At 37.8% G+C, this 22,490-nt stretch carries 24 protein-coding genes and 1 tRNA gene; 1 reads left to right on the forward strand and 24 read right to left on the reverse strand.

The features are described 5' to 3' along the window. Positions 1–201 precede the first annotated feature (201 nt). From groL to recG, 24 genes are all read right to left on the reverse strand, one after another. Positions 202–1,827, reverse strand: coding sequence for a chaperonin GroEL (gene groL / locus HMPREF0874_RS02125; RefSeq protein ID WP_004696042.1), 1,626 nt, complete (start codon positions 1,825–1,827; stop codon positions 202–204). Positions 1,828–1,939: 112 nt separating this feature from the next. Next, positions 1,940–2,221 carry a co-chaperone GroES gene (gene groES, locus HMPREF0874_RS02130; protein ID WP_004696047.1) on the reverse strand — a complete coding sequence of 94 codons (282 nt, stop codon included), beginning with the start codon at positions 2,219–2,221 and terminating at the stop codon, positions 1,940–1,942. 131 nt (positions 2,222–2,352) lie between these two features. Then, positions 2,353–2,931 (reverse strand): ANTAR domain-containing response regulator, encoded by a 579-nt coding sequence (locus tag HMPREF0874_RS02135; RefSeq protein ID WP_008601103.1) that lies wholly within the window; start codon positions 2,929–2,931, stop codon positions 2,353–2,355. Continuing rightward, the gene (locus tag HMPREF0874_RS02140) at positions 2,932–4,323 is read right to left on the reverse strand and encodes a sensor histidine kinase (RefSeq protein WP_039964975.1); all 1,392 of its coding nucleotides are present in this window, start codon (positions 4,321–4,323) and stop codon (positions 2,932–2,934) included. A gap of 2 nt (positions 4,324–4,325) precedes the next feature. Continuing rightward, positions 4,326–5,357: a tRNA (adenosine(37)-N6)-threonylcarbamoyltransferase complex transferase subunit TsaD gene (gene tsaD / locus HMPREF0874_RS02145; RefSeq protein ID WP_008601107.1), complete on the reverse strand. Its 1,032-nt coding sequence runs from the start codon at positions 5,355–5,357 to the stop codon at positions 4,326–4,328. Then, complete coding sequence (gene rimI / locus HMPREF0874_RS02150; RefSeq protein ID WP_008601109.1) at positions 5,354–5,803, reverse strand: ribosomal protein S18-alanine N-acetyltransferase; 450 nt, start codon at positions 5,801–5,803, stop codon at positions 5,354–5,356. The genes tsaD and rimI overlap by 4 nt, the downstream gene beginning before the upstream one ends. Further along, the gene (gene tsaB, locus HMPREF0874_RS02155; RefSeq protein ID WP_008601110.1) at positions 5,803–6,561 is read right to left on the reverse strand and encodes a tRNA (adenosine(37)-N6)-threonylcarbamoyltransferase complex dimerization subunit type 1 TsaB; all 759 of its coding nucleotides are present in this window, start codon (positions 6,559–6,561) and stop codon (positions 5,803–5,805) included. Before tsaB ends, rimI begins: the two co-directional genes overlap by 1 nt. Continuing rightward, positions 6,545–7,039, reverse strand: coding sequence for a tRNA (adenosine(37)-N6)-threonylcarbamoyltransferase complex ATPase subunit type 1 TsaE (gene tsaE / locus HMPREF0874_RS02160; protein ID WP_008601112.1), 495 nt, complete (start codon positions 7,037–7,039; stop codon positions 6,545–6,547). Before tsaE ends, tsaB begins: the two co-directional genes overlap by 17 nt. Beyond that, entirely contained in the window at positions 7,029–8,009 is a 981-nt protein-coding gene (thiL, locus tag HMPREF0874_RS02165; RefSeq protein WP_008601113.1) for a thiamine-phosphate kinase, read from the reverse strand. Before thiL ends, tsaE begins: the two co-directional genes overlap by 11 nt. 112 nt (positions 8,010–8,121) lie before the next feature. Then, complete coding sequence (locus HMPREF0874_RS02170) at positions 8,122–8,682, reverse strand: GerMN domain-containing protein (RefSeq protein ID WP_008601115.1); 561 nt, start codon at positions 8,680–8,682, stop codon at positions 8,122–8,124. 3 nt (positions 8,683–8,685) lie between these two features. After that, on the reverse strand, positions 8,686–9,783 hold the full coding sequence (locus HMPREF0874_RS02175) for an N-acetylmuramoyl-L-alanine amidase (RefSeq protein WP_039964977.1): 1,098 nt from the start codon (positions 9,781–9,783) through the stop codon (positions 8,686–8,688). Between the two features lie 245 nt (positions 9,784–10,028). Continuing rightward, positions 10,029–10,973, reverse strand: coding sequence for a ComEC/Rec2 family competence protein (locus HMPREF0874_RS02180; protein WP_039964978.1), 945 nt, complete (start codon positions 10,971–10,973; stop codon positions 10,029–10,031). Further along, positions 10,970–12,547 carry a bifunctional ADP-dependent NAD(P)H-hydrate dehydratase/NAD(P)H-hydrate epimerase gene (locus HMPREF0874_RS02185; protein ID WP_008601121.1) on the reverse strand — a complete coding sequence of 526 codons (1,578 nt, stop codon included), beginning with the start codon at positions 12,545–12,547 and terminating at the stop codon, positions 10,970–10,972. The genes HMPREF0874_RS02180 and HMPREF0874_RS02185 overlap by 4 nt, the downstream gene beginning before the upstream one ends. 1 nt (position 12,548) lies before the next feature. Further along, positions 12,549–12,920 (reverse strand): holo-ACP synthase, encoded by a 372-nt coding sequence (acpS, locus tag HMPREF0874_RS02190; RefSeq protein ID WP_008601123.1) that lies wholly within the window; start codon positions 12,918–12,920, stop codon positions 12,549–12,551. Positions 12,921–12,988: 68 nt separating this feature from the next. After that, positions 12,989–13,780 carry a hypothetical protein gene (locus HMPREF0874_RS02195; protein ID WP_008601125.1) on the reverse strand — a complete coding sequence of 264 codons (792 nt, stop codon included), beginning with the start codon at positions 13,778–13,780 and terminating at the stop codon, positions 12,989–12,991. 94 nt (positions 13,781–13,874) lie between these two features. Next, positions 13,875–13,958, reverse strand: a tRNA-Leu gene (locus HMPREF0874_RS02200). A 54-nt stretch (positions 13,959–14,012) separates the two neighbouring features. Further along, a complete protein-coding gene (gene surE / locus HMPREF0874_RS02205) occupies positions 14,013–14,774 on the reverse strand; it encodes a 5'/3'-nucleotidase SurE (RefSeq protein WP_004697320.1) in 762 nt (253 codons plus the stop codon). 17 nt (positions 14,775–14,791) lie between these two features. Continuing rightward, the gene (locus HMPREF0874_RS02210) at positions 14,792–16,054 is read right to left on the reverse strand and encodes a glycosyltransferase family 2 protein (protein WP_004697272.1); all 1,263 of its coding nucleotides are present in this window, start codon (positions 16,052–16,054) and stop codon (positions 14,792–14,794) included. A gap of 19 nt (positions 16,055–16,073) precedes the next feature. Further along, positions 16,074–16,745, reverse strand: a complete 672-nt coding sequence (gene pssA, locus HMPREF0874_RS02215) for a CDP-diacylglycerol--serine O-phosphatidyltransferase (protein ID WP_039964980.1) — start codon at positions 16,743–16,745, stop codon at positions 16,074–16,076. Next, entirely contained in the window at positions 16,738–17,379 is a 642-nt protein-coding gene (locus HMPREF0874_RS02220; protein ID WP_004696080.1) for a phosphatidylserine decarboxylase family protein, read from the reverse strand. The genes pssA and HMPREF0874_RS02220 overlap by 8 nt, the downstream gene beginning before the upstream one ends. A 14-nt stretch (positions 17,380–17,393) precedes the next feature. Next, complete coding sequence (locus tag HMPREF0874_RS02225) at positions 17,394–18,116, reverse strand: WecB/TagA/CpsF family glycosyltransferase (RefSeq protein WP_008601131.1); 723 nt, start codon at positions 18,114–18,116, stop codon at positions 17,394–17,396. Between the two features lie 15 nt (positions 18,117–18,131). Continuing rightward, positions 18,132–19,586: an IMP dehydrogenase gene (guaB, locus tag HMPREF0874_RS02230; protein WP_004696085.1), complete on the reverse strand. Its 1,455-nt coding sequence runs from the start codon at positions 19,584–19,586 to the stop codon at positions 18,132–18,134. 76 nt (positions 19,587–19,662) lie between these two features. Continuing rightward, positions 19,663–19,848, reverse strand: coding sequence for a 4-oxalocrotonate tautomerase (locus HMPREF0874_RS02235; RefSeq protein ID WP_004696087.1), 186 nt, complete (start codon positions 19,846–19,848; stop codon positions 19,663–19,665). A gap of 132 nt (positions 19,849–19,980) precedes the next feature. Continuing rightward, complete coding sequence (gene recG, locus HMPREF0874_RS02240; protein ID WP_008601133.1) at positions 19,981–22,023, reverse strand: ATP-dependent DNA helicase RecG; 2,043 nt, start codon at positions 22,021–22,023, stop codon at positions 19,981–19,983. 223 nt (positions 22,024–22,246) lie between these two features. On the opposite strand from recG, the gene rpmB reads away from it, so the two are divergent. Further along, positions 22,247–22,435 carry a 50S ribosomal protein L28 gene (gene rpmB, locus HMPREF0874_RS02245; RefSeq protein ID WP_008601135.1) on the forward strand — a complete coding sequence of 63 codons (189 nt, stop codon included), beginning with the start codon at positions 22,247–22,249 and terminating at the stop codon, positions 22,433–22,435. Positions 22,436–22,490 lie beyond the last annotated feature (55 nt).

The raw sequence follows: 22,490 nt of genomic DNA on the forward strand, positions 1-22,490 counted from the left end.
ATCAATTTTATCGATGTAATCAACATAATCTAGTCACTTTAAATCTGGTCGGCTTGAATATAATAATATCTTATTTAAAATATTACACCCTTACAATAGATTAATTTATCAGTAAAAAATAATCCTAATGAATATGAAAAATGTAATTCACAATTCATTAGGAATATTATATTTCTTATAAAATTAATTCTAAGCAGCTGATTACATCATACCGCCCATACCACCCATTGGAGGCATTGCAGGAACTGCTGCATTTTCATCTACCTTATCAGCTACGATTGTTTCAGTAGTTAATACAAGAGATGCGATAGATGCGGCATTTTGAAGGGCAGAACGAGTAACTTTTGCAGGATCAACAATACCAGCTTTAACCATATCGATGTATTCTTCAGTCAAGGCATTGAAACCTACACCAGCTTCAGTATTTTTAACTTTTTCTACTACTACAGAACCTTCGAGACCTGCGTTGTATGCGATTTGACGAAGTGGTTCTTCTACAGCGCGTTTTACAAGGTTAATACCAGTTTGAACGTCACCAGTAGCTTCCAATGTATTCAATGCAGGGATGATATCGATGAATGTAGTACCACCACCAGCTACAATACCTTCTTCAACAGCTGCACGAGTTGCATTCAATGCATCTTCAATGCGAAGTTTCTTATCTTTCATTTCAACTTCTGTAGCAGCACCTACTTCGATAACTGCAACACCACCGGACAATTTAGCTAGACGTTCTTGTAATTTTTCACGGTCGAAATCAGAAGATGTTTCTTCAACTTGTGCACGGATTTGGTTAACGCGTTTAGCAATTACATCTTTATCACCTGCGCCATCGATGATTGTAGTTTCATCTTTAGTGATGCGAACTTGACGAGCTGTACCAAGATCTTCAAGCTCTACAGAATCAAGCTTACGACCCATATCTTCAGTAATAACAGTACCGCCTGTTAAGATAGCGATATCTTCAAGCATAGCTTTACGACGATCACCAAAGCCAGGAGCTTTAACGGCTACAGCTTTGAATGTACCACGCAAACGGTTTACTACTAATGTAGCCAATGCTTCCCCTTCTACATCTTCAGCGATAATAAGAAGTTCTTTGCCTACTTTTACTACTTTTTCAAGTGTTGGCAACATGTCTGCGATGGCACTGATTTTACGATCAGTGATCAAGATATATGGGTTATCCATAACGGCTTCCATACGATCAGGGTCAGTTACCATATAAGGGGAAATGTAACCACGATCAAATTGCATACCTTCTACTACATTTAATGCAGTTTGCAAACCTTTGGATTCTTCAACAGTAATAACACCGTCATTACCAACCTTTTCCATAGCTTCAGCAATTAAACCACCGATTTCTTCATCAGCAGCGGATACGCTTGCAACTTGAGCAATTTCAGCTTTACCAGAAACTTTGATAGAGCGTTTTTTAATTTCTTCAACCAAAGTTTTTACTGCTGTTTCAATGCCTTTTTTCAAAATCATTGGGTTTGCACCGGCTGCTACATTGCGCATACCTTCTTGAATCATAGCTTGCGCCAATACTGTTGCGGTAGTAGTACCATCACCTGCTACGTCGTTAGTTTTAGTAGCAACTTCTTTTACTAATTGAGCCCCCATGTTTTCAAATGGATCTGGAAGTTCAATATCGCGAGCAATGGTTACACCATCATTTGTAATTGTTGGGGAACCAAATTTTTTATCCAACACAACATTACGACCTTTTGGACCTAATGTAACTTTTACAGCATTTGCTAATTGATCGACGCCACGGCCTAAAGCGCGACGAGCTTCTTCATTAAACAAGATTTCTTTTGCCATATGTATTACCTCCTAAATAGTAACACTATCCAATGTAACGAAATATATGTGCCCTTAAGCAATATAGAATGTATCATCAGTTTTTATAGTCATATAGACTATAAATCAGCGATTATAATACTGCTAAAATATCGCGTTCGCTAATAATCAAATGAGTAGCGCCATCGATTTCTAATTCGCTACCAGCATATTTTGCAAACATAACAGTGTCGCCAACTTTAACTTCTGGAGCTACACGTTGACCATTGTCATATACTTTACCAGCACCTACAGCTACAACTACACCTTCTTGAGGCTTTTCTTTAGCTGTATCAGGAAGGAAGATACCACTTTTAGTTTTTTCTTCTTTTGCTTCTAGACGGATAAGAACGCGGTCAGCTAATGGTTTTAACATATAATGTCACTCCTTTTTACTAGTTAATCTCCATAATTTATTAGCACTCTAACTCATTGAGTGCTAATCACAAGTATTATTATAACCTAAGTTAAAATAATTGCAAGTACTAATTTTGATTTTTTGACTTTTTAGATATTATTTGACTTATTAGACTGTTTAATGATGAGATTACATGTTTCTATAATAGATATTTGTTTATTCATACTTAAGGTGCGGATGCGATTATAAGCTTCGGCCTCAGATATGGAATATAGTTCCATCAATATACCTGTCCCCTTTTGAATAATTTTGCGATCTTCTAATGACTGTTCTAGCTCAGCCATCTTTTCGCGCAACTGAGCATCACTTTCATAGCGGCCTAAAGCCATCTCTAGGGTAGGAACTAACTGTTCCTCCCGTACTGGTTTAATTAAATAGCCATATACACCAGAATCTCGAGCCTTATCGATTAAATCTTGCTGGCTATAACTTGTTAATAATACTACAGGTGCTTCATGGTGAAAGCCAATTTGACGTGCCGCCTCAATACCATCTAATTCTGGCATCTTAACATCCATCAATATAATATCTGGCTTATGTTTTTTACAAAGTACTAAAGCTTCAACACCATTTGTACCTTCTGCAACGACTTCATGACCACAAGACTCAATAATATCTCGTAAATCCATACGTATTAGGGATTCATCATCCACGATTAAAACGCGCATTTATGCCTCCTTTTTCATATATATCGTCACCAATACACCTGTTCCAGTATTTTCTATGGATAAACTTCCTTTTAATTCATGAGTAACTAAATTATTAATAATTGTTAAACCTAACCGTTTATTAGACGAAACAGAAAAATCACTAGGCAATCCTTTTCCGTTATCTGTAAAAGCCAGTTTAATTGTACTACCTGCATCAGTAACTGCTAGATGAACATTTCCACGATTCCCGTCTAACCCATGTTCTAAGCTATTCGTAATCAATTCATTAATAGTAAGAGATACATAACTTGCCATATGAGAAGAAATTAGCATATCTTCGCCACTGTAAGTAAAAGTAACCTCTTGGTCTTGTCGCACCATACTCATACGCAACAAACGACATAATTCATCGTAAATTGATCGTATACCAATATAATCCTCATCGTAATGAGACACTATATCGTGAACTAGAGCCATGCTCTCGATGCGATTAATCCCCTCTTGGAGTGCTTGCTTTACATCTGGCAAGCTAGAGCGTCTCGCCTCCATACGCAATAACCCTGCTACAGTTTGTAAGTTATTTTTTACACGATGATGAACCTCTTTGATAATGGAATTTTTAACCAATAATTCTTGTTGCTGTTTACTTTCACGAGTACAATCATGAAGAACTAAAAAGCACCTCGTTTCATTGCGCCCCATAGCAATAGGAATCATGTGCTGACGAATTACCATATCTTGATAGATTTCTTCATTTGTACGTATACTTCTATCTGATAATACTTGCTGTATAGCGGACATCTTTAAGGTACTGCTAAAAATTGATGAACCTACCAAGCGACGATCAAAGCCTAATACATCTACTAACTTCATAGCTGCATCGTTAGCATACAGTATTTTATAAGTGTCGTCGAAAATAATTAAACCATCAAAATAGGACATGGGTTCGTAAGACAATATTTGTTCATCAGTAGCCGTCAGCATAAGACGTTGCATCGTATCAGACAAAAGGTATTCTTGCTCATATTGTTCTGCCTTAATAGATGGTGATAATGTAAAAGATATACCCCCAATAATACGACCTCCGTTGTCTACGATAGGAAAGACATATTGACGCTGTTTGTCATCTAACCCGATAAGTGGTTGACCATCTTTCATCATAGCATGCCACGTATGATTGCCTTTTAATTGACGTGTAGTAATCCCTTGATTACTGCGTTCTATACATAGCATATCTGCACATTGTTGTGATCTCTCACCTTGTCCTGTCTCTAGTAGGGGGGTAAAAATCTGTATCCTTTGACGAGTTAAAGACTCGCCAAAGGATATGAGTTTACTAATATGCTCAAGTAATGAGGTTTGTAATGGTCCTAATGGTGTTCTATTTAATATATCTTGACCAATATCCACGATTAATCCTCTTTCCAAGATACGTATCCAATTTCAACACTGGGCTTTGCATTCAATGTTAAATCGCAAAATTTTCCGGCCTGCGCCATATAATAAGCTCGGCATCCAATCATGGCCGCATTGTCAGTAGACAAAATTTTATGTGGTTTGTAATAAGTAAAACCTTCTTCTATACACATAGCTTCTAAAGCCTTTTGTAATCCTTTATTAGCTGATACACCGCCAGCAATAGTAATACGACTTTCACCTAAAGTATGTGCGGCATCTTTCGTCTTTTCTACTAACACATCTACGATGGCCTTTTGAAACGATGCGGCCACATCAGCTTGATTAATAGGCTCATTCTTTTGTTGCTTACTATTTAAATAGTTTAAAACTGCGGATTTCAAACCACTAAAGCTAAATTCAAAATTACCTGGCTCACTTAAAGCCTTTGGAAATTCAATAGCCTCTGGATTCCCTTCAGCGGCAAGGGCATCGATATGAGGGCCCCCTGGATAAGGGAATCCCATAACCCGTGCAATCTTATCAAAAGCCTCGCCAGCTGCGTCATCTCGTGTTTGACCAAGAACATCAAATTCTTCATATCCTTTTACATGTACTAACATGGTATGACCACCAGATACAACGAGACTTAAAAACGGAGGCTCCAGTTCTGGATTAGCTAAAAAGTTAGCAAAAATATGACCTTCCATATGGTGCACTGGCACCAAGGGAATCCCTGTAGCAAAGGATAACCCTTTTGCAGCAGCTACACCAACTAATAAAGCCCCTACAAGACCTGGCCCATACGTAACACCAATATGATTGATATCTTGTAGAGTCACATTCGCATCACGTAACGCTTGGTCTATAACGGGTATAACTTGTTCTATATGATGACGTGATGCAATTTCAGGTACAACGCCACCAAATTTTCTATGTATTGGTACTTGGCTTGAAATAACATTAGACAAAACGGTGCGCCCGTCCTTAAGGACAGAAGCAGAGGTTTCATCACAGCTACTTTCCAAGGCTAATGTGTATATACTCATTCTATTTCCTCTGAAACGAGAGACATAATATAAGCATCTTCCGTAGGCTCTGAATAATAATCTTTACGAATTCCTTTTACAGAAAATCCTAAATTTCTATACATAGCTAATGCTGCTAAATTAGATATGCGCACCTCTAAGAAAATTTCTTTCATACCTCTCGTAAGACATTCATCTATTAATTGCTTGGTAAGTTTTGATCCATATCCCTTACCTCGTACGGAAGGAATAATAGCGATATTCGTGATTTGACCTTCATCGTATACAAGCCAAGCACCTGCATATCCAACAATTTTGTTCTCCTCACAAATTACCATATATAATTTATTTGATGCCCCTTCTAACTCAACGAGAACAGATTCTAAACTCCAAGGAACAGAAAAAGACTGTTGTTCAATAGCATAGATAGCTTGAGCATCATCTATTGTAGCCAAACGAATCTCCATTATTCGACTCCCGCTGCCTCAGTAACTATAACTGCAGGATTTTGTTTCAACATTTCAGGATTATCCTTATGGCGTTCTTCCCATAACACTTCTGCTTCTGACCGTCGAATATAATAAGGAACCATATCCATAGGGTCAGAACTCTCTTCAGAGACTACCAATCTACGGCCAGCCAGTAATAGAGAACTAGCTTTTGGAATACGTTGCGATATATCTAAAATCGTTAAATTTGTATCACTTTCATCTAGTAGCTTCTCTATTCGCTTAACGCCATCCCCAAGGAATACAACATGCTCTTCAGATGCTCGGAGTCGATCTAATAAATCATTAGCAGCAATGACAAAAGGTTCCTCTTTGCAGACTAGTTCATTACCATCATATTTGTAGATACCTGCATAAACATGTTTTTTCTGAGCATCGATAATAGTACAAATCGTGCGGTCTGTATAAGCTACATTACGAGCTAAACTATCCATGGTCATTACACCATATAAAGGAATTTGTAAGGCATAAGCCATAGCTTTTGCTGTCCCCATACCAATCCGTAACCCTGTAAAAGAACCGGGTCCAATGCTAACCATAATCCCTTTTAATTCACTTTTTTCAACTTGACAGGTCCGTAATAACATATCAATATGAGGTACCAACTGCTCAGAATGAGTCAATCCAGCTTGAATGGTCAATTCCCCAATTAGGCAACTTTCATCCATTAAAGCCACACTCGACACAAGTGAGCTCGTTTCAATTCCCAACCACATATGGGCCTCCTATTTCTACTAAATCATCCGCTGTAAGGTAATCACTAACTAATGTAATGGATCGGCTTGTATCATCAATGCGCGTTAAATAAATCCATAGTGTTTCATCAGGCAATTCATGAGGAAATTTATCAGCCCATTCTACAATGGATACGCAATCTTCTGTATACTCATAAAAGCCAATATTTTCCAGTTCACTAATATCTTCCAAGCGATATACGTCAAAATGATATAAATGAGTTCGATTCACATCATAGGTATTCATGATGGCAAAGGTAGGACTTGTAATTTCTTCAGTAACCCCAAAGCCCTTTGCAATTCCTTGCGACAAATGTGTTTTTCCTGTCCCCAAGTCACCAACTAGTGCTATACAAAGAGGGTCCCCATTCTGTTTAACCCATGCACCTAATAATTTACCAAATTGTTGTGTATCTTCTACTGTATAAGTCTTTAAATGAACCTGTACCTTATCCTTCATGAAAATGATTATATCCTTTCGCTTCTACAGTCTTAATCGTTTTATCAGGTGTTACCATTTGAACCCGTGGTGGGCCAGATAAAACTTCTCCAATCAACGTAATGCCTGATAGCTTTTCCAATTCCGAAAGTAGTGATTTTGGCGCCGTAAAGACTAACTGAAAGTCTTCTCCACCATACAAAGCATAATCTACTGGATTAGTTTGTAAATGCTTAGCTAATTCGTAAGTCTCCTCGTGTAGAGGGATTGCTTGTTCTTCAAATACAATGGAAACATTACTAGCTACAGCGATTTCATTCAATTCACTTCCTAGTCCATCGCTAATATCATTCATACTATGGATACCAAGTCGTCGCAATTTTTGCCCCAATTCAATCTGTGGTTCGGGACGTTGATGCCCCACTTTGGTCATATCATAGCCTACTAAATTATATGATAACGCTCCTAAGCCTGTAGCTGCATAACCTACATAGTTTGTAACACCTACAACATCTCCTACTTTCGCACCACTTCGCATAACCGCAGTGCCTTTAGGAACCTCTCCGATAATTGTTACAGTCCAAACCATGGGCCCTTCTGTACGTACCGTATCTCCACCCAATATATTGAGTTGATATCGCATACATTGATCTTTAATTCCCCTATAAATTTCATCAAGAATGACTGTATCAACATGGTCTGGTACGGCTACAGATAATACAATTTGTCTAGGAATGCCACCCATAGCCGCAACATCACTTAAATTAGCCGTCATAAGGCGATAGCCAACATCATAGGGCATCATATAGTGAAAGCTAAAATGAACACCTTCCACCATTGTGTCAGTGCTTATCAATTGCTCTGTATTTTGTTCTGCTTTATAAATAGCACAATCATCACCAATACCATACACTACAGTATTAGGATTATATATTGTGTTATCTTGAATTTGGCGAATGAAATTAAATTCCCCTACATCTTTTAATTGCATCTGATCACCTAGTTTCCGTTTATTACTTATTGTATTGTAACATATATAAAAGACAACAAAAATAGCAGATAGTTGATATAACAACTATCTGCTATAAATGTCTTTAAAAGAATTATTTTTTAATTAGATTCGTCATTCTCTTAACAGGTTCTTTAGTATCAAAGGAACCTACAGTTGGCACCTTTTTACCATTATTGACAAATAGAACACCATTAATATTATCAAAGGATGTCAATGTATTTACAATAGCAGCCATTTGTAATTTAATAGTTAAGTCTCCGCCATTACCCTTTACGAATGCATCATTTACTTCAACAGAAGCAATACCATCTTTTACAGTAACAGATGTAATTTCAATATCCTTAGAGAAGACTGGGTATTTTTGTGCTCTATCGGCATTTAACATTGCTAAAAGAGCTGCTTTAGGCGTAACTTTATTCGCCTCTATCTCAACGGTAGTTTGTTTTACCCCAGAACCATCCTCTGTAGGAACAAAGAAGGCCATCTTAACCTTTTCTTGAGATACTTTACTTGTTTCTGCATCCTTATTGACTTTCGTCTCTTGCGTAGGTTCACTTTTACCTGTTGTAGGAGCTTGTTCATGTGTACAACCCACTACAAATGCCAGCATACCTACACAGAGAATCGATAGAACTTGTTTACGTAATTTCATCGATTAACCTCCAAAGTAATTAGCAATACCATTTGCAATGCGGTTAGCAAAGTCTTCTTGAGTTTGAGGAGATTGTAGCACACGTTCCTCATTAGGGTTAGAAATAAAACCAAGCTCTACAAGAATTGCAGGCATATTAGAATGTCTCAACACGTATAAGTTACCTTCTTGAATGCCACGATCACCATTGAAACCAGGTGTGTTAGCAATTTGAGATTGTACCTTTTGTGCTAATCGAGCATCGTTACCGGTTTTGCTATAGTAATATGTCGCAATACCACCAACGCTAGGATTATTAAATGCGTTGATATGAACGCTTACAAGAGCATCAGAATTACTACGGTTAGCCACGTTAACACGAGCCCCCAATTCATCAACACCGCTTGCATTAGGGCCATATACATCTACATCAGTAGTACGAGTCATAAGCACTTTAGCACCACGATTTTCTAGAGATTTTTTCAAATACATAGAAATCGGTAGTGTAATGTTTTTCTCTTGTACACCATGAGGTCCAATAGCGCCAGAATCACTACCACCATGTCCTGGGTCAATAGTAATTGTTTTGCCAGATAAACCACCGCTAGTAGAGTATTTACCAGATTCTGTAGGTACATTTTTTGCTGGATGCGCAGATTGAGATGGCTTTTTACCATAGTAAGTAGGCTTAGCTACAGCACCTTTTTTCTGAACATCAACAACGATACGATACGGTTTCTTATTAACCGTATCTTTTTTCAAGGAAAAAACCTTTACATCACTAGTATCAATAGATGAAGGTGTCTTGATTGTTACTTTAACGTCTCTGCCATCTTGTGAAAGTTTAGCAGAGCTAGCAATAGCTGAGTCCATAGAAATGTTCTCTTTAGCCGTCTTTAGCTTTGTATTCTTTAAAGTAACAGTCGTAGTTTTCCCATCTTTGCTAATTGATGCAGATGCCTTTATAGGTGCCGATAAGTCCATAACAATACGAACATATGGTACAGGTGCATCTGTTCTAGTCACCCATCGAGCATCTTCCAAATTAGCTGCCTTTGCTTGAGTCAATAATAAAGGTATCGCCATCAAGACTGCAAGGCACATTAAAAATAGTTTACGCAATACATTCACTCCAATCTAACTGACATACATAGTGTCCAAACCATAGAGATGAGTCGATGATATTTTTATCTATCAAAATCTCATCGTTCCAATCTATCCATAAACTAATGTTAGATTATAAATAGATTATTTCATACAAACATGAAGATTAGTATGCCGATTACACATATTACTATATAAAGACCTTATACAGAATACACAAAAAACAGTTTCATAAAAATAATTTTTTGTATAAGTAATCAAAACTAACGTTCAGTTGTAATTTGCCATTCATTCCCATCCGTACTAATATGAATACGTCCCATCGTATCTGTACGGTAAATAGCAATATTATTTTCCTGCAAGCGACGTAATGTCACATCGTGAGGATGACCATACTTATTATACATGCCATTTGAAATTAATGCACTTTCAGGCTTAATAGATTTCAAAAAATCTTCAGAGCTACTTGTACGAGAACCGTGATGACCTACCTTAAGAATACGAGCAAACAATCTGGAATTCTGCTCTTTTATAAGTTTTTTCTCTTCTTGCCATTCAGCATCACCCGTGAAGAGCATAGAGAATTTACCGAAGATTAATTTACCTACAATAGAATTATTATTAAGATCTGTCTCTCCTTTTTTATCAGTTAAAGGTTCAACCCAAGGAGCATATACTACAAAGACAGCACCATGTCCAAAATCAACTACATCTCCACTTCTCAAAGTAGTTCGTTGAATTTTATTTTTCTCAATCCACTTTTCATAAGTTTTGTACATATTATTATCAACGGCAATACCATCATCATATACATGTTCAATAGGCATAGCCTTTGCAATAGCATAGAAACCACCCATATGATCAGCATGAGGATGCGTGATAATAATATTTTTTAACTTTGTTACACCCATAGTTTTAAGTTGAGCTACAATATTTTCACGATGCTCTATGTCACCAGTATCGATCATGCTATACTCATCGTCTACCTTAAGTAATATAGCATCCCCCTGACCAATATCTAGCATATATACATCTAGCTTACCTTCAGGGGTAGTCGTTTTAGTATCGATCGAGTAAGCCCCATTAGCGTTAGTAGTTACTTGATTTGCTGCGTTTGCTACATCATTATTTGTGCATCCTGCAATGGCGAAGATAGGAATACATAATACTAACAAAAAAGCTATAAAGCGTTGTATTCTATTTGTCATTCATAATCTCCCAATAATTCACTAACCACGAAGCCTAAAGAAGCACTGACATCACTCGGAGTATAACCCCAACTCTTTGTTTCATTCAGAATATCTGCACTACGACTATGTACATATACACCGAGAATAGCACTATCTTGTAGTGAATAACCCTGACTTATAAAACCAGCAATTACACCAGTCAGCACATCTCCCATACCGCCAGTACCCATGCCCGCATTACCGATAATATTTACATACACTGTTCCATCAGGTAATGCCACAATTGAAGGAATTCCCTTTAGTACAAGAATAACTTGATGAGCCTTAGCAAATTCTCTAGCCAACGTGATATAATGACGCTCAATCCATTTAATAGGTAAATCAATAAGTCTACTAAATTCACCTAAATGCGGTGTCATAACACAATATGGAAGTTCTCTTTCCACTATATATGCAGACTCAATATCACCATCTCGCAAAGCATCTTTATTAACACAACCAACATGTCCCAATGCATACAAAGCATCAGCATCTAGTACTAATGCTCCTTCGTAAGCATCTAAGATATGATCCACTAAATCACAGATTTCACGGGTGCGACCTAAACCAGGTCCCATAGCAACAACTTGGCGACAATCAAAAAGTTCTTTATTAGTCTCTGTGGAAGTAACCATCACCTCAGGTATGACACGGCTTTGTACAATCTGTTTAATTATTTTGGGTACAGCTAATGTTACTTTACCAGCACCACTATGAACTGCCGCTTCAGCAGCCAAAATAGGGGCTCCTATCATATCATTTGAACCACCAATAATTAAAGTGTTTCCATTGACACCTTTATGCGCCATTGGGGTACGATAGTTGATAATTTTTTCTGCTAAATCAGAATCAATAGTTATAGTTCTAACACGTTCACCCAGTACCTGCTGCCAAGGAGCACCCAATGGAGCAACCACAGCGGTTCCTCCTATAGCCTTTCCGGGATATAATAACAAACCTTGTTTGATAGCTCCAAAAGTAACAGTATAATCATAGGTCAGTGTGCCTTCAGTTACATGACCAGTAGTAGCATCCAAACCTGCAGGTACATCAATAGCCCACAAATCAAAATTATACTGACTACGCATAGTATCAATATCATTTAATATATCGATGGTCACCTCTCTTAACCTTCCAGTAACGCCCGTTCCCATGATGCCTTCCACAGCGATAGCTACGTTGGACCAATCATTGAATTCATCATACATATCGATGCTACAGCCCATAGCTTTGCAGCGCTCAATTTGCACTGCAAAAAGATCACTACACTTGTTTATATCTCCTACTAGTACAATTTGTGCTGGTACGCCTTGCTCCATCAAATGGCGAGCCGCTACAAGGCCATCTGCCCCATTATTACCCGTACCACATATGAATAAAACAAAACTATTTATGGAACGGCCATTATTCAGAGAAAATAAATCGTACTCTCCCCATAAGGCATCTACGATACCACGTCCAGCATTTTCCATGAGGATTTCTAAAGAGATTCCTAATTGCTTAGGAACCTCTCGATCTATAAATCGAGCATCTTCTGTAGTTAAAATATTCATCTTATGCTCCTTCAAGTATAACTGTACTCATTGCATAATCCTTGCAATGACTAATCGATACATGAATATCAGTATAACCTGATGTTTCGTAAATATCTTTGAAAGTATCTTGTAAACGAATTAAGGGTGCGCCCCATTTATCATGATAAATCTCTATATCTTGCCATGATCCATGCCTCATCCCTGTGCCTAAAGCTTTAATAAAAGCCTCTTTTGCAGCATATATACCTGCAAAGGATTCGTAACATCCTTTATTCCGACTTTTACAATATTCAATCTCATGAATCGTATAAACGCGCGCTTTAAATGAACTTGATTTCTCTATAGCTTGACGTATACGGTCAATCTCTATAATATCATTCCCTAATTTCATAATAGCTCCTAAAATACTCTAATACTATTATTATACACTCATAAAGGGGATTAAAACATAGGTAGTATCTAGACATTTACCGAAAATGGTAGGCTAGACAAACTATAAATTTCAACTTTACCTTTGCGATTGACCGCCATATACATTTGACCATTTCGACAATCCATGTCTTCTACTTCCATTCCAGAAGCATAAGGGCTAATATTTTTAACAACCCCCTCTTCATCGACGTATACAAAGGTTGTCAACGTTGTAAATAAAGTATTTCCATTAGTTGCGTAAGCACCGTTATTATTTAAGTTTGTATGATTAGCATCAATTTTATAAGAACGAATACGATTAAAATTGGAGTCGTAATAATTAATTGTCCGTTCAGAGTTTGTTAAAGGCACAATTGATACATATTCATTGCGTACTTTATCATATGCAAAATTAAAAACTTTCTCTTTTAGTTTAATCGGTGCTTCAACAATCATGCTATCCGCTTCAATAGGAGTAAGGTTATATCCATTTACAACAGCATTTGTTGTATAGTAACGATTATTGACAGAATTATAAGTTAAGGTATTCATATGACCTAATAAACTTTTATAACTATACTCATATTTTGCAACAACAGTAAAAGTTTTTGGATTAATTTCATAAATAATTTGCTTCGTATTATCTGAATTAATACAAGCTAAAGCAAAAACGTCTTTTTTTGAATTATAACAAAATCCTTGGCACTGATTTACAGATCCATCTAATGGTATTTCTGCCAAGCGAGATAATGGCAATGGCATCTGTACAGCGCTAACCTGTTGAGTAAGTTTAGGAATATCAAAGATATTTGTAATATAATCAATTACACCTTGATCCATACTGTCACCTCATGAAATTAATAATGTATATTATAGTATATAAATTTATAAATATAAAAATAGGCGGTAAGACAAAAGTCTTACCGCCTAATGTTGGTGCCGGAGGTGGGACTTGAACCCACACGGTGTTACCCGCTTGATTTTGAGTCAAGTGCGTCTGCCATTCCGCCACTCCGGCGTATCGGAACATTTGTTATTATACAGACATCCCTAAGCAATGTCAACATATTTTTTATATTTCATCTAAAATATTTTGAACCCTTTTCATATCCGTATCACATTGTTGTTTCCATGTAAGTGCGACACCTGTAATATAGCCTTTACGGGCAAATTCTACATCTGTAGGAACACTTTCAGCACCATAGTCTAGCTCGCCAGCTAACCAATAATAATCCTGTCCTCTTGAATTAATGCGAGCTTCGATAATATTACTGTAGGTTTGTAAGCCTTGGCTCACCATTTTAAAATGATCCCAATCACATGTGCCACGTAATGGGAAGTTCACATTTAGTAAACCGCTAAACTGACCCGCCACATAAATTTTCTCAATCAATTCATGTATAAATGGATGCATCTCGTCTCCCCGTTCAACAGAATATCTCTCAACAGATAATGCTAAACCGGGAATACCGTAAAAACCACTTTCCATAGCTGCCGAAACAGTGCCGGAATACAATACATCAGAGCCTAAATTAAATCCATGATTAATTCCAGAAATTACAAGATCTGGCATATCATCAGTCAATAAATAACTGAGACCGAACTTCATGCAATCGGACGGCGTTCCCGTTAGAGCATAAAGGCGAGGATTTTCATCCTCGCCATTGCAAGCATCTAATTTCAATGGAACCTCGGTCGTCAATGCATGGGATTTAGCACTTTGCTCATTAGCAGGTGCTACAACAGTAATTCTATAATATTGACTTAAATACGATGCAAGATGACGTAAACCATCTGCTAAAATGCCATCGTCATTACACATTAAAATATGCATAGTCACTCCTACAGATTCTATTTTTCATTCTTATTCATATTGCCCATACGTGTTAATTTAACATCATCTAAGCCCACAGCTCTCGTATGGACTGTATGAGACCATACCTTATTATGACGGCGGAACCACCCTAAAATATTTACTGGAATCCAAGAATAAACAAATAATGGATATAGTAAATAATAGAACCAAATCTTTGGTGGTACCTTGATTTTCAACAATACAATTAATGGGAATAGATATTGACCAACACCTATAATTGTCCATACAGACATAGGCATAATTTGATACAAAATATTTGTATAAATTGGAGTATACGCATTGATGTAGGATAACACCAAGTATACGGTTGTCAACAATAAGAAATAAGGTTGACTCACTTGGAATATACCATCCAAAATCATAATATTCCCTGTTTTGATACCAATAGCAAATAATTTAGGAATATATCGACCCGCACAGTCAAATTGCCCCTGAGCCCATCGTAAACGTTGTCTGCAAGAAGCCATCATAGTCGTAACCTTTTCATCGTATACGATAGCATCATGCCCCCAACAAGTACGGATACCATGAGTCAATAGTTTCATGGAAAATTCCATATCTTCGGTTAAGCTATTGCAATCCCAACCGTATTCGCGAATAATAGATGTACGAATACACATGCCTGTACCACCTAAGGCCGTAGATAATCCAAGACGATATTTTGCTAAATGCCACATATGGTTAACCATCCAAAAGGCGATAGAGAACGTACCGGCTACCCAAGAGTCAGTTGGATTTTTAGAGTTCAAGTAACCTTGAATTACAGACTCACCTTTTTCAAGATGATCATTCATTTCTAACATAAATTGAGGATGTACTAAATTATCGGCATCAAAAATCAGGAATGCATCATATTTCCGATCCATTTGTTCTACCCGATCAAACATCCACCCCATGGCATAACCTTTACCTATTTCTTGTTTATTTTCACGTACATGTACATTAGCGCCAGCAGCACTTGCTACTTCCGCAGTCTTATCTGTACAGTTATCGGCAACTACAAAAATATCGTATAGATCATCAGGATAATCTAGGCCACGTAAGTTTTTAACTAACTCACCAACAACAGCTTCCTCATTATGAGCGCATACAACGATGGCAAAGGAATTTTTAGGGGTATAATTTTTATGTACTCGCGATCGCCACATACCTACGACAGCGAGTATAAAATAATAAACCGTATAAATTACGATTATTACCTGCATAGGAATCAGTAATAGATCCAGTAGGTAATTCATACTATTCTCCTCCACACATCTATTTACGTACTATATTTAAAGCCCCGTTAATAAGCCCAAACATTACATAGCCAGCAAAAATCATAACGGCCCATGTATGCCAATCATACACGAGACAAGCTATAACAAATATGGCTGTGAGTACAATAGAAAGTTTATTGATATAAATCTCACTTTTACCTTTAAAATCGGGATATTTAACTTCACTAACCATAAGGAGACCTATACCAATCATACAAACTACCAACACAAATTGAGGTACCGATACGCCACACAATACGTAAGTCGCCGCTAAACATCCAGCGGCTGGAATTGGTAAACCTTCAAAATAGCCATGAACTTCGTCAGTTTTAATATTAAATCGCGCTAAACGAAATGCACCAAGCACTGCAAAAGCTAATAATGGCACATATGCAATCCATCCTAAACCATTTAATTCTTTCATATAAAGCATATAGGCAGGCGCTACACCAAATCCCACTACATCAGACAGAGAATCAAGTTCCCGGCCCATTGGTCCTGCAACGTTTAAAGCTCTTGCTACACGACCATCTAATCCATCTGCTACTAGAGACAATAATATACATATAGCTGCGCAGAAGGTATTATTTGTAGCAGACAACGTAATACCAAGAACACCAAATGCTAAATTTGCACTAGTAAATAAATTTGGAATAATAGATTTATTCATGTCGTAACCTCCCGATAACAGTATCACCGCCTGTAATATGTTGACCTTTTTCTACGAACAACTCTACATCCTTATCCATATAGAGCTCAGTACAGGAACCGAACTTAATCATCCCGTACAACTGACCGCGTTCAAGTACACTATCTAGGTCTGTCCAAGATACGATACGTCTTGCTAAAAGGCCCGCAATTTGCGTTACTAATACGGAAGTACGATCATTTTCAATACAAATAGTATGACGTTCATTTTCAAAACCTACATCATCTTTGAATGCTGGTAGGAAACTACCCATCGTATAGTGACGGTACGTAATTTTACCATCAATAGGCGCACGATTAGCATGCACGTCAAAAACAGATAAGAAAATAGTTACTTTTTTACACTCTTTATGTAAGTAAATATCTTCGTATACATCAGAAATATCCATGATTTTACCGTCTGCTGGGGATAAAATCAAATCTGGATCTTGAGGGATTACACGTTTAGGATTTCTAAAGAAATTGACGAAAAATAATGCCAGAATAAATGAAATAATCGCAATTACATAATGTCCTAAATATCCTAACACCACAGTGATAATGAGCATAGCTCCTATCAGAGGAAACCCTTCCTTAATTATTGGTCCTGTAGGCACGATTCAACACTCCTCTATTTATTTCTAATAACGGTCCACATAAACTTTGGAATAGCCAACATGCGGCCAATCCGTTGAGGTTCTAAATATAATCGATACAACCATTCAAGTCGATTTCGTTGCATCCATTCTGGGGCCCGAGGAATATTACCTGCCAAGACATCAAAGGAACCACCAATTCCGATGGCAACTACGCCATCGAGGTGACTCAACTTTTCTGCAATCCATTGTTCTTGCTTTGGCACACCTAAGGCAACAAATACCAATTTTGCCTTAGATTCAGCTATAGATTTAATGATTTCTTGTTCCTCTGTACTATCAAAGAATCCGTCATGAATTCCTGCTATATTTAATGCACCTACCTGAGCAGATACATTATCAATTGCTCGTTGAGCAACACCAGGTGCCGCCCCCAAGCAGTATACAGGAATTTGATAAGTCGCCGCAACTTTAAACAATTCCATAGTTACGTCTACACCTGTTACGCGTTCAGGCACATGTTCTCCTAGACGCTCTGCAGCCCACAAAATGCCAGCCCCATCGGGAACGACGAGACTAGCATTATTCAATATGGAGTGCAATGTAGGATTTTCATTAGCCAACATAACCATTTCTGCATTAGCCGTTGCTACTAAATGTAGCCCCGGCTGTTCAGTTAATTGCAAAATACGTTGGACTGCCTCATCCATTGTGACACAATCGATAGGCACAGATAAAACAGAAATACGTTTATTCAATGTAATACTCCATTATCAACCACTATAATTTGGTGCTTCAACGGTAATGCTTACATCATGCGGATGACTTTCTTTCAAACCAGCCGCTGTAATTTGAATGAATTGAGTGTTTTCAATCATTTCTTGGATGTTATGACATCCACAATACCCCATACTTGCACGCAAACCACCAACCATTTGGAAAATTGTATCGGCCAGCATACCTTTATATGGTACACGACCTTCTATACCTTCAGGAACTAATTTCTTAGCTTCTGTTTGGAAATATCGATCTTTACTACCGAGTTTCATAGCCCCTAGACTACCCATGCCTCGATATACTTTATAAGAACGGCCTTGATAAATCACTGTTTCTCCAGGGCTTTCATCAGTACCCGCTAAAATATTACCCATCATAACTACATTAGCACCAGCCGCAATAGCTTTAGCAATATCTCCAGAATATTTAATCCCCCCATCAGCAATGATAGGAACTCCATAGCGACGCCCCACTTGAGCAGACTCATAGACTGCTGTGATTTGAGGTACCCCAATGCCAGCAATGACACGAGTTGTACAAATAGACCCAGGTCCTATACCAACCTTAACTGCATCAGCTCCAGCTTCGATAAGAGCCTCAGTGCCTGCTGCAGTTGCCACATTACCTGCAATTACAGGAATGTGAGGATACGCTTGTTTAATGTCCTTCAACGTACGAAGAACACCTGCAGAATGCCCATGGGCAGTATCAACAATAATTACGTCAGCTTTAGCAGATACAAGCGCATCAAGTCTATCATACAAATCTTGAGAAACACCTACTGCAGCACCAACTAATAATCGGCCACTACCATCCTTTGCTGCATTTGGATATTTAGTCGCTTTTTCAATATCTTTAATCGTAATTAAGCCTTTTAAGTTACCGTCGCCATCTACAAGAGGTAATTTTTCAATACGATGTTCGCTTAAGATAGCTTTCGCCGCTTCAAGAGATGTACCTTCCGGTGCAGTAACTAGGGAATCTTTTGTCATACATTCCCCAATTTGTCGGCTTAAATCAGTTTCAAAACGCATATCGCGATTTGTAATGATCCCTACTAGTTTACCATGTTCTGTGATAGGTACACCAGAAATTTTATATTTTTCCATAAGTTCTGCTGCATCGGATAGTAAATTTTGAGGGCTTAAGAAAATAGGATCAACGATAACACCGTGTTCAGAGCGTTTTACCTTGTCAACTTCATGAGCTTGCTCTTCAATAGACATATTTTTGTGGATAACGCCAAGACCTCCTTCACGAGCCATAGCAATCGCCATCCGTGATTCAGTAACCGTATCCATCCCAGAACTAATCATAGGAATATTTAATGTAATATCACGAGTTAATTGAGTTTTTAACTCTACTTGATTAGGCAGTATATCCGAAGCTGCTGGTATTAATAATACATCATCAAAAGTTAGTCCACGCATACCGAATTTATCGTCTCTCATATTTCTTTCCTTTCCGTATAATAAAACAAAACTACGACCCGCCTAGTCCCTATGGACTAGGCGGTCAGTCGTAGCCTTAGCGTTCAGACCGCAAAATGCCGCCTTCCATATAATCGTCTTTTTTCATATCTACGAAGATAACTTTTACTGCATCAGCAGGAACATTTACGATATCAACCGCAGCCTTTGTAATTGCTTCACCTAATTGTTTCTTTTGTTCTTTTGTACGCCCTTCGACGAGCTCTACATGAATAATTGGCATATTAACCTCCATAGATGAAAAAATGAAATAAATTGTTTGTTCTATTATACGGTATGAAGGACATATAGACAAGGAAAAAAGCCAGATAAAATCTAATATTATCGATGCTTATATACTTATTAATCCTACCTCTTAATTATACAATATTCTTAGAAATTTTTCACCAAATCTTTTTTCTAATTCCTCTTTCATAGCAATTTCTAATTTTTCTATTCCGAATCGACTTACAAAATCTAGCACATCTTTACGAGCCTTTACTAAAATCTCAATATCTTTGATGATATTAGCAACACGCAAATCAGGTAGTCCTGATTGAGCTAATCCAAACAATTGCCCTGAACCGCGAAGCAATAAATCTTGCTCTGCAAGCTCAAATCCATCCTGGATTTGTTCCATCAACTTTAAACGCTCTTGACTTACATCATTTTTAGAATCACTAACAAGAATGCAATAGGACTGATGAGCACCACGACCTACACGCCCCCTCAGCTGATGTAGCTGAGATAGACCAAATCGCTCTGCCCCTTCAACGCACATAATGGTCGCATTTGGCACATTAACCCCCACTTCGATAACTGTTGTAGAAACAAGTAATGAAATTTCACCCCTATGGAAGGCATTCATCACTTCATCTTTTTCACTTGGCTTCATACGACCGTGAACGAGGCCCACTTCATAGGCCTTATAAAAGTACTCTTTTAATTCTAGATACAATTCCTCAGCAGCTTGCAAGTCTAATTTTTCGGATTCTTCTACAAGAGGGCACACCACGTAGACCTGACGCCCTTCCGCCATTTCCTTACCAAAGAAAGTGCGTAATCTCTCTTTATAAGAACTATCTACAGCATATGTTTTAACAGGTTTTCGACCTGGTGGCATTTCTTTAATTAAAGATACTGCTAAATCTCCATATACGGATAATGTCATGGTACGAGGGATTGGTGTAGCCGTCATGATAAGTACATGAGGATATGTTCCCTTCTGTTGCAATCTCGCCCGTTGATCTACACCAAAGCGATGTTGCTCATCAATGATAACAAGGCCTAAATTATGGAAATTAACCCCCTCTTGGATAAGAGCATGCGTTCCAATAATCATTTGGATTCTGCCATCTGCTAAGCCCTCATAGATGTATTCTTTCTCTTTTTTCGTAGAGGATCCCGTTAATAATTCTATGGTAATACCTAAATTAGCACATACAGTTCGTATTCCTTCATAATGTTGAGCCGCTAGAATTTCCGTAGGGGCCATCAATGCCCCCTGATACCCATTTTCGATAGCTTTTAATAAACTCAAGGTAGCCACAATAGTTTTACCTGAGCCTACATCACCTTGCAACAAACGTTGCATAGGTCGTTCATCTTCCATATCAATACGAATATCCTCTAACGCTCGTTGTTGATCACCTGTTAAGGAAAACGGTAAATTCTCTATACACTGAGCCATTAGTTCCCCGTTTGGTCCCATTTTTGGACCTCTGTGGCATTGCTCTTTACTTCGCAACAAAGCTAAGCCAGCTTGCATGACGAACAACTCTTCATAGGCCAATTGATAACGAGCCTCTTCGTAATGCTCTGAGGAGTCTGGGAAATGCATCATCTTAAAAGCATCATAGCGACTCATATAATGATGACTTTCACGAACCTCCACAGGTAAAATCTCTGGTAACTCATGATTAGCTGCGAACCAATTGCGTACAGATGAACGAACCACAAACTGAGATACCCCATCAGCAAGCGCGTAAATAGGAACGATACCTCGATCTGGTTCACCACTATCTCCTAAATTTTCCATTTGCGGTGTATTCATTTGCATAGTACCATACTGAAACTCAGCCTTACCATATGCATATATACGTTGTCCCTTTTTGTAAAAGTTCTTTTTATACCCTTGATTGAACAAAACAATCTTCAAAGGTCCTGTGCCATCTGCAATGACTACCTCTAAAATAGACAATTGAGGGCGAGGTCGTTTCTCTTGTACAGCAATAACAGTACCTACCACACCACCTGTCATACCTGATTTTAAATCACCAATTCTATAAATCGTACGCCGGTCTTCATAGGTTCTGGGAAAGTAAGTCAATAAGGATGTAACATTGGTAATTCCCAATTTATGCAATTGTTTCTCACGACCAGGACCAATTCCCTTTATAGTCGTCAATCGTTCATCCATAAAAACTCCTTTAAATATACGATAAACACATGAGATATATCCAATTTTTGTATATCCTTGTGTAAAAGTCCATTTATATCTTAGAATATGATATATAGTATACCTTATATTGTAGTATATTTCATAAAAAGAGCAATATGTACGACAAAAATACTTGCTTTAAGCTATTCTTTATGATAATATACTTTTGTTATGTTATAGATTAAGCTTGGAGGTGGAAACTATGGCAAACCTTTGCGAAGTATGTGGTAAATCCACATCTAGCGGTATGAACGTGAGTCATTCTCACATTCGCACAAGAAAAACTTGGAAACCGAACATTCAAAGAGTACGGGCGGTTGTAGACGGTGCTACTAAAAAAGTAAACGTATGCACTCGTTGCCTTCGTTCTAATAAAGTTACACGCGCGTAAAATAAAAAGTACATGTACTCTTTGGGGGTTCTAGAGCCCCCCAAAAAAGNNTAGT

Origin of the sequence: Veillonella sp. 6_1_27, assembly GCF_000163735.1 — a bacterium.
GTDB lineage: Bacteria > Bacillota > Negativicutes > Veillonellales > Veillonellaceae > Veillonella > Veillonella parvula_A.